This is a genomic window from Mycobacterium sp. (assembly GCF_002863225.1).
Taxonomy (GTDB): Bacteria; Actinomycetota; Actinomycetes; order Mycobacteriales; family Mycobacteriaceae; genus Mycobacterium.
In genome coordinates, this window is sequence record NZ_PKEK01000012.1 from 21907 (window position 1) to 29875 (window position 7969).

Here is a 7969-nt window from a genome sequence, read left to right on the forward strand (position 1 = left end):
CCGCAAGGCACTAGACCTTCTCGACCACTCCGGCTTCGGTCTCGTCCTCGGGCGCGCGGTGAATCAGCTCGCGTACCGCCGGGCGTGACCCGTACGGCTGGAGCATGACGCTGGCCGGGCGCGGACGCACGTGTTGCGGCCACCAGAACCAACGGCCGAGCAGGGTCGCCAGCGATGGTGTCATGAACGACCGCACGATCAGGGTGTCGAACAGCAGACCCAACGCGATCGTCGTACCCACCTGGGCCATCACCTTGAGCGGGCTGAAGGCGAAGGTGGCCATCGTGGCGGCGAACACCAGACCGGCAGAGGTAACCACCGATCCGGATCCGGCCACAGCGCGGATCGTGCCGGTCTTGAGCCCGGCGCTGATCTCCTCTTTGAAGCGGGAGATCAGCAACAGGTTGTAGTCCGAACCGACCGCCAGCAGCAGAATGACCGCCATCGCCAGCACCATCCAGTGCAGCTTCAGTCCGAGGATGTACTGCCAGAGCAGCACGGAGAGCCCGAACGACGCGCCCAGCGACAGCAGCACGGTGCCGACGATCACGACGGCTGCCACCACACTTCGGGTGATGATCAGCATGATCACGAAAATCAATGTGGCCGCGGCGATTCCGGCGATCAACAGGTCGATGTTGGAGCCGTCGTGCATGTCCTTGTATGTCGCGGCGGTGCCACCGAGGTAGACCTTGGCGCCCTCCCATGGGGTGCCCTTGATCGCCTCGTGTACGGCCTGCTTGATCGGCGTGATGTGGCTGACGCCCTCCGGGGTCGCCGGGTCGCCTTCGTGCGAGATGATCAGCCGGACCGCGTGTCCGTTGGGTGAGATGAATTGCTTGAGACCGCGGGCGAAGTCGGGGCTCTTGAACGCTTCCGGCGGCAGGTAGAACGTGTCGTCGTTCTTGGCCTTGTCGAACGCGTCGCCCTGCGCGGTGGCGTTGTCGGACTGCGCCTTGGCCTGTTCGTTCAGACCGTTCGTGGTCGCGTAGTTCGACATGATGGTGTCGAGGTTTGCCTGCTGACTGGCGATCTGCGGCGGGATCAGCGCTACCAACCTCGGCTGAATCTTGTCCAGTTTGTCCAGATTCGCGCTGAGGTTCTCGATGTTCTCGCTGACCTGGTCGATACCGTCCAGAGCATTGAAGATCGACCGGAGTGTGTAGCAGGCCGGAATGTCGAAGCAGTGCTTCTCGAAGTAGAAGTAGCTACGGATCGGCCGGAAGAAGTCGTCGAAGTTGGCGATGTCGTCGCGCAACGCCTCGGTGATCTTCACGGTCTCTTTGGTGAGCTTGGTGGTCTCGTGGGTGGTGTCGCTGAGCTCCTGCGTGGTTCGCATCTGCTCGTGCAACGTCGCCATCGTCTTTTTCAGCTCATCGGCCTGCTTGAGCAGGTTTTTCGCCTGCTCTTCCTGGTAATGCTGGGTCTGGATCCGGCCGGCGGCCTGGGCGCCCATCTGGAAACCGAGGGTGCTGTGGTCCAGCGGCGTGCCCAGCGGCCGGGTGATCGTCTGAACGCGGCCGATCCCGGGGATGTGGAAGACGGCCTTGGCGACCTTGTCCAGGACGATGAAGTCAGCCGGGTTACGCAGATCGTGATCGGTCTCGATCATCAGTAGCTCGGGATTCAGCCGGGCCTGGTCGAAATGCCGGTCGGCCGCGGCATAGCCGACGTTGGCGGGGGTGTCCGGCGGCAGGAAGTGTCGGCTGTCGTAGTCCGTTTCGTAGCCGGGCAGGGCAAGCAGACCGACCAGCGCGACCGCGATCGTCACGGCGAGAATCGGTGCGGGCCAGCGGACGATCGCGGTACCGATGCGACGCCAGCCCCGGGTTTGCAGCTTTCGCTTCGGGTCCATCAGCTTGAAGAACGACGCCACGGTCAGCACGGCCGGCCCCAACGTCAGCGCCGCGAAGACCGCGACCAGCATGCCGACCGCACAGGGCACGCCGAGAGACTCGAAATACGGCAACCGGCAGAAGCTCAGGCAGTACATCGCGCCGGCGATGGTCAGTCCCGACCCCAGCACGACGTGCGCCGTGCTGTGGAACATCGTGTAGAAGGCTTCCTCACGCGTCTCGCCCATACCGCGGGCCTCGTGGTAACGGCCGACGATGAAGATCGCATAGTCCGTTCCGGCGGCGATCGCCAACAGCACCAGCATGTTGTTGGCGAAGGTCGACAGACCCATGAGGTTGTAGTAGCCCATCGTTGCGACCACACCGCGAGCCGCGAGCAACTCGACGAAGACCATGAACAGCATGATCAGGACGGTGCTCACCGAGCGGTAGACGAACAGCAGCATCACCAGGATCACCAGAATGGTGACCATGGTCACCTTCGCGACGCCCTTCTCACCCGCGTGCGACTGGTCGGCGATCAGCGGCCCGGCGCCGGTGACGTAGGCCTTGATCCCCGGCGGCGCCGGCACCGAGTCGACTATCTTGCGGACGGCCTCGCTGGAGTCGGAGCCCAGACCACTGCCCATGTTGCCGGCGAGGTACACCTGCACGTAGGCGGCCTTCTGGTCGTGGCTCTGTGAGCCCGCCGCAGTCAGGGGGTCGCTCCAGAAATCCTGGATGTGCTGGACGTGCTTCTTGTCCGCCTCCAGGCGCCGGACGATCTCGTCGTAGTAGCGGTGAGCGTCGGCCCCCAGCGGCTTGTCGCCTTCCAGGAGAACCATCGCCGAGTTGTCGGTGTTGAACTCGTCGAACGTCTTTCCGACGCGCATCTGCGACTGGAACGACACCGCGTCACGCGGACTCTGCGACACCGAGTGGTTCTTGGAGACCACCTCGAGCTGGGGCGCGACGGTGTTCGTGACGAACACAATGGCCAACCACCCTATGACGATCGGCACCGCCAGCCGGTGGATCCATTTCGGCAGAAACGGCGGGATCAGCGGCTGATCGACCCGAGGTGCGTCGGTTCCGACGGTCTCGCTCATGCGGACTTGTCCAGGCAGTAGACGAAGGCGTTGTTCGTTTCTTGGGCGTCCGAGCGGTTGGGTGTCTTGATGACGTCACCGCTCCCGTCGTGCTTGTTCACCACGAACTGGCAGGCAATCCAACTGCCGTCTCCTTGCGCCACCAGGTTGGCCGGGATGCCGGGCTTGGTCGAACTCAACACCGTGCTCCACGGCAAGGGCACGTTGAGGGCTTGCTGCGGATGGGAATCAGCGTCCATGTAGTTGATGGTCGCCGTGCTGCCCGGTGGGCCCCAGACCTGGAGCGTGATCGTCTTGGCGTTGAAGCTGTCGAGGACCTCGCCGGAGGTGCCGCCACCGAATGAACCCTTGTGAATCCCGAAGACGCCGTGCAACCGGTGCACCACAAAGCCGGACAGCGCGAGGACGGCTGCGAGTGTGAGGACGAGCCAGTACCGGACGAAGAGGCCGGACAGACCCTTGCGTTTGCGCGGTTGGCGAGTGACATCCCCGCCCTCGCCACCGGCGGAGCCCTGGGTCTTCAGGGGCTCTGTTCTGGGCTCAGTCGTCGTCATGGGCGCGTCAATTCCTAACCAGAGGCGAAGGCTGCTCAACTAATTAGCCTGTGTGTAACCTTAGCTACTCTAATCTGAATAGGCGACCAGAAAGAAACCGGACGCGGAGGTTGTTCAAGACCGTAGCGCGAGCGCGGACCGGTGGCTCGCCGGGCCGAAGGGGAGATAGTGACGATGAGCGGACGTAGGTTCGACGAAGGTAGGATTCAGCCCATGAAGCTCACGGGTATTGCGATCGCCGCAGTTGCCGCAGCGATCAGCTTGGCTGCGCCGGCGAGCGCCGACCCAGACATCGATTTCGACAACTTGATCGCCTCGAAATACGGTATCTACGGACCGCACGATTACAACCCGTACATCGCCAAGATCGCCTGCCACCGGCTCGGAGTCGGGGTCGATCCCGACGCTGCCGCTGCCGCCAAGTTCGTCTCGCACAATCTGCCGCGGGGCAGCACCCAGGTGCAGGCGTACCAGTTCCTCGGATCGGCGATCAGCATCTACTGCCCCGATCTGCAGGGCAAACTGCAGAACATTCCCGGGACCTGACCCGACTCACGTCTTGACGAACCCTCGGGGCAGCGTCAACGGCAGGTCTGCGTAAGTAGCGATACCTGGCGCGGCGGCAACCACTGCGGGGATCGCGTTGATCGCCGGCAGCGCGGTCATGATGTGGCCGAGGTCCATGAATTCCTCGATCGTGGTGGCCTCGAAATATGGCGGCGGCAGGAAACCGACCTTGGTGGTCACCGTCGGTTGCCCGTCGACCTGAATGACCCAGCCGTCGCCGTCGATCTTCCAGTCCGGTTCCAGCGTCTGGCCTTTGCGCCACCTGACGTTGAGGTCGATGACGGTTTTGCCGTCGACGATGCCCTGCCAGCTGATGTAGGTGCCCGCCACGCACCCGGCCGGGATGGTCCACGACGCCATCTCGAGATCCGCTGTGGTTTGCGCGAATTCGGCTTCACACCGGATGTCGTCGAGTTCGATCCCCAGGGCGTCGCCGACCAGCGCGACGGCTTCGCCGAAGATCGCGGTGCCCTTGGCGGCCATCGCCGGTAGGTCCGGATTGTCGATCGGCTGACCGAAGCCGACTGGTTTCTCCGTCTCCGGTGAGTCGTAGAACGTCGTGTCGGCGGCCTCGTTGACCGTCACCTTGTCGACCCGGTTGCACACCATTGCCGAGACGATTGCCAGCAGTTCGGCGAAGCCGGGGCTGACCCCGGATCCGAAGATCGTCGAGCCCCCTTTTTCGCAGGCCTCGACGAGTCGGTCGCGGCCCTCTCCGAGGTTCTTGCCGGTGATGAACGACGCGGTCGTCACGACGTTGACACCCGCGCTCAGGATGCGGACCAGCTCGTCGACATTGATCCACATCGGGTTGTAGACCACGCAGTCCGGCTTGAGCGCGAGCAGGGCGTCGACGTCGTTGGTGGCCGCGACTCCCAGTGGGGCGATGCCGACCAGCTCGCCGGCGTCGCGGCCCGCTTTCTCAGGCGACCAGGCAAAGCAGCCGATCAGCTCGAGAAACGGGTTGTCTGCGATCGATTTGAGGGAGCTCTTGCCGACGTTTCCGGTGTTCCACTGAACTACGCGATAGGTGTTTGGCACTCGCTCAGCATAGGGAAGTGGGGGCGACCGGAAGGGGCGATTGCCTACTCGTCTACGGGAACGCCGCGTCGTGAACGCCGCCGGCGATGCGACCCCTTGCCGATCGGGCGCCGATTGCGGAGCCCGCCGGACTCGGTGTCGTCGGAGTCATCGGCGCTGTCCTCGACGGTGTCGTCGGCACCGGCCTCGACGGTGGCTTCGGTGGTGGTCGGCTCGACGACGGCTTCTTCCGCTGTCGCCTCTTCCGTCGTGGCCTCTTCCGCCGTGGCCGTGGATTCCGTCGTGGCCTCGGAGCTCGGGCTGTCGTCGGCCGCGGTGGTGGCGGTCTCGGTGTCCGCGGCGGTCTCGGCCTCCGCGGTGGCCTCCACTGCGTCCTGGCCGGTGTCCTCGTCGGGCTCTGCTTCGGTCTCGTCGGACTCGTCGCTGTCCGCGTCGTCCGCGGTCGCGTAGTTTTCGGTGGTCCCGGCGTCGGCTTTCTTGCCGCGGCGTTGGCGCTGCCGCTTTTCTTTCTTGGGCTTCAGCGGCTTCGGCGGTGGCGGCGGCTGCTCGGCGACGTAGGACAGGTAGAAAGCGGCGATCCCGAGTAACGCGACCGCGGCCGCAGCGCCGTACACGCCGAACAGCCATTGGCCCACGCTGTCCAGGGCGAGCCAGATCTCGGCGATCGCCGTGCCGACGATCAGCACGCCCGCGACGACGTGCGCCACCACCGACCAGGTTCGCAGAGTCAACGCCAGGGCTGGGGTGCCGAACTCCGGCTTACGCAACTGCACCAGGGAGAAAACGACCGGCAGAGCGGCCAGGCCGACGAGAAGTCCCGCGACGATCCGCACGGCGGTGCCGAGACCGTGCGATGTCTCGCCCGTCAACTCGGGCCAACGCGGCAGCACGAAGAAGAAGTAGAGGACGCCGGCGGCGACCGAGAGCGCCGCGTGCCAGAAGATGGTGGCCCTGCGACCCATGCCCCTCCTCGAGTGGTAGTCCGGAAGCGACCAGACCCTATCAATTGGGCCTGGTCACGTCCCGAACCAAGTGCGGAGGATGCGGGATTTGAACCCGCGAGGGCTATTAACCCAACCCGCGTTCCAGGCGAGCGCCATAGGCCACTAGGCGAATCCTCCGTCGGCAATGGTAGCCGAGGGCCGACGTCAGCTCGGCGACGATGCAGGCAGGAACGAGCTCGGCGACTATCCCGCCGCGGCTCTGGGAGGAGGCGGGCCGTCGCATCCGGTGCTGGTACTAGACTCTCGGTGGACCCCGCGCGGCGTCTATCCTGTGAACTCCCCCAGGGCCGGAAGGCAGCAAGGGTCAATGGGCTCTGTCGGGTGCGCGGGGTCCCCTATTCCAAGCCTGCAGTGAAACGTCGGAAGGCGAATGGTGTCGTACGGCTCGTTCAGTTCCCTTGGCCGCGACGACCTCGAGGCGGTGCATGCCCGTCACAAAGAGGATTACGGGCAGCTGCAGGCCAAAAAGCTGTCGCTGGATCTCACCCGCGGCAAGCCGTGCAGCGAGCAGCTCGACCTGTCCAATGCGCTGCTGGGACTGCCGGGCACCGACTTCCGCGACGGCGACGGCACCGACACCCGCAACTACGGCGGCCAGCACGGTCTACCCGAGCTGCGGGCCATCTTCGGTGAATTGCTCGGCATCCCGGTGCAGAACCTGATCGCCGGCAACAACGCCAGCCTCGAGCTGATGCACGACGTGATCGTGTTCTCGATGCTCTACGGCGGCGTCGACTCGCCGCGGCCCTGGGTGCAGGAGCAGGACGGCATCAAGTTCCTGTGCCCGGTGCCTGGCTACGACCGTCACTTCGCCATCACCGAGACGCTCGGCATCGAGATGATTCCGGTCCCGATGCTCGAGGACGGCCCCGACGTCGACACGATCGAAGAGCTGGTCGCTGTCGATCCGGCCATCAAGGGACTGTGGGCGGTCCCGGTGTTCGCCAACCCCACCGGACTGAGCTACTCGTGGGAGGCGGTTCGTCGCCTCGTTCAAATGCAAACGGCCGCAGACGATTTCCGGCTCTTTTGGGACAACGCGTACGCGGTGCACACCCTGACGCTGGACTTTCCCCGTCCGATCGACGTGCTCGGGCTGGCCGCCGCCGCGGGCAACCCCAATCGGCCCTACGTCTTCGCGTCGACGTCGAAGATCACCTTCGCCGGGGCCGGGGTCAGCTTCTTCGGCGGATCGCTGGGCAACATCGCCTGGTACCTGCAGTACGCAGGCAAGAAATCGATCGGCCCGGACAAGGTCAACCAGCTGCGGCATCTGCGCTTCTTCGGCGACGCCGACGGGGTGCGCCTGCAGATGCTGCGCCACCAGCAGCTGCTGGCGCCGAAATTCGCGTTGGCGCTGGAGATTCTGGACCAGCGGCTGACCGAGTCCAAGATTGCGTCGTGGAGTGAGCCCGAAGGCGGCTACTTCATCAGCCTCGACGTGTTACCCGGCACGGCCAAGCGCACGGTCGCGCTGGCCAAGGACGCCGGCATCGCCGTGACCGAGGCGGGCGCGTCGTTCCCGTACCGGAAAGACCCGGACGACAAGAACATTCGTATCGCGCCCACGTTTCCGCCCGAGTCGGATCTGCGTGACGCGATCGACGGCCTGGCGACCTGTGCGCTGCTGTCGGCGACCGAGTCGCTGCTGAAGACCGGCTAAGCGCTGTCTCACGACCGGGCAAGCGCTGTCTCACGACCGGGCAAGCGCTGTCGAGATCGACGTAGCCGCGAACAAGTGCGAGGCGGTTTCAAGGTTTGGTTGCAACAGTGGATTCTGTTGGTGGTGACAGTAGTAGTTGGTTAACTCGGTTGGTGGGGTTGTCCCAGTTGAATCGTTTTCTGGCTCGTCCGTTGAG

The 7969-nt window shown here is 64.6% G+C and carries 6 protein-coding genes, 1 tRNA gene and 1 other RNA gene; 3 read left to right on the top strand and 5 right to left on the bottom strand.

Annotated elements, in window-relative coordinates; all coding sequences use genetic code 11:
- Nucleotides 1-10: 10 nt before the first annotated feature.
- A complete protein-coding gene (locus CYU59_RS02965; protein ID WP_292975726.1) occupies nucleotides 11-2944 on the bottom strand; it encodes an MMPL family transporter in 2934 nt (977 codons plus the stop codon).
- The gene (locus tag CYU59_RS02970; protein WP_292975728.1) at nucleotides 2941-3498 is read right to left on the bottom strand and encodes an MmpS family transport accessory protein; all 558 of its coding nucleotides are present in this window, start codon (nucleotides 3496-3498) and stop codon (nucleotides 2941-2943) included. The genes CYU59_RS02965 and CYU59_RS02970 overlap by 4 nt, the downstream gene beginning before the upstream one ends.
- Before the next feature lie 213 nt (nucleotides 3499-3711).
- On the opposite strand from CYU59_RS02970, the gene CYU59_RS02975 reads away from it, so the two are divergent.
- Nucleotides 3712-4044, top strand: coding sequence for a DUF732 domain-containing protein (locus CYU59_RS02975; protein WP_292975730.1), 333 nt, complete (start codon nucleotides 3712-3714; stop codon nucleotides 4042-4044).
- Between the two features lie 6 nt (nucleotides 4045-4050).
- Here CYU59_RS02975 and CYU59_RS02980 read toward each other — a convergent pair whose 3' ends face one another.
- The 3 genes from CYU59_RS02980 to CYU59_RS02990 all read right to left on the bottom strand — a co-directional run bounded on the left by CYU59_RS02980 (nucleotide 4051) and on the right by CYU59_RS02990 (nucleotide 6227).
- Complete coding sequence (locus CYU59_RS02980) at nucleotides 4051-5106, bottom strand: dihydrodipicolinate reductase (RefSeq protein ID WP_292975732.1); 1056 nt, start codon at nucleotides 5104-5106, stop codon at nucleotides 4051-4053.
- Between the two features lie 44 nt (nucleotides 5107-5150).
- Complete coding sequence (locus CYU59_RS02985; RefSeq protein WP_292975734.1) at nucleotides 5151-6068, bottom strand: hypothetical protein; 918 nt, start codon at nucleotides 6066-6068, stop codon at nucleotides 5151-5153.
- Between the two features lie 73 nt (nucleotides 6069-6141).
- Nucleotides 6142-6227 (bottom strand) — tRNA-Ser (locus CYU59_RS02990).
- 128 nt (nucleotides 6228-6355) lie between these two features.
- On the opposite strand from CYU59_RS02990, the gene ffs reads away from it, so the two are divergent.
- Together ffs and CYU59_RS03000 are read left to right on the top strand one after the other, a co-directional pair.
- An RNA gene (gene ffs, locus CYU59_RS02995) (signal recognition particle sRNA small type) lies at nucleotides 6356-6450 on the top strand.
- A gap of 30 nt (nucleotides 6451-6480) precedes the next feature.
- Entirely contained in the window at nucleotides 6481-7773 is a 1293-nt protein-coding gene (locus CYU59_RS03000) for an aminotransferase class I/II-fold pyridoxal phosphate-dependent enzyme (RefSeq protein WP_292975736.1), read from the top strand.
- Nucleotides 7774-7969 lie beyond the last annotated feature (196 nt).

Coding starts and splice junctions, on each gene's coding strand:
- CYU59_RS02965 (WP_292975726.1), bottom strand. CDS start 2,944: ATGAGCGAGACCGTCGGAACCGACGCACCTCGGGTCGATCAGCCGCTG.
- CYU59_RS02970 (WP_292975728.1), bottom strand. CDS start 3,498: ATGACGACGACTGAGCCCAGAACAGAGCCCCTGAAGACCCAGGGCTCC.
- CYU59_RS02975 (WP_292975730.1), top strand. CDS start 3,712: ATGAAGCTCACGGGTATTGCGATCGCCGCAGTTGCCGCAGCGATCAGC.
- CYU59_RS02985 (WP_292975734.1), bottom strand. CDS start 6,068: ATGGGTCGCAGGGCCACCATCTTCTGGCACGCGGCGCTCTCGGTCGCC.
- CYU59_RS03000 (WP_292975736.1), top strand. CDS start 6,481: ATGGTGTCGTACGGCTCGTTCAGTTCCCTTGGCCGCGACGACCTCGAG.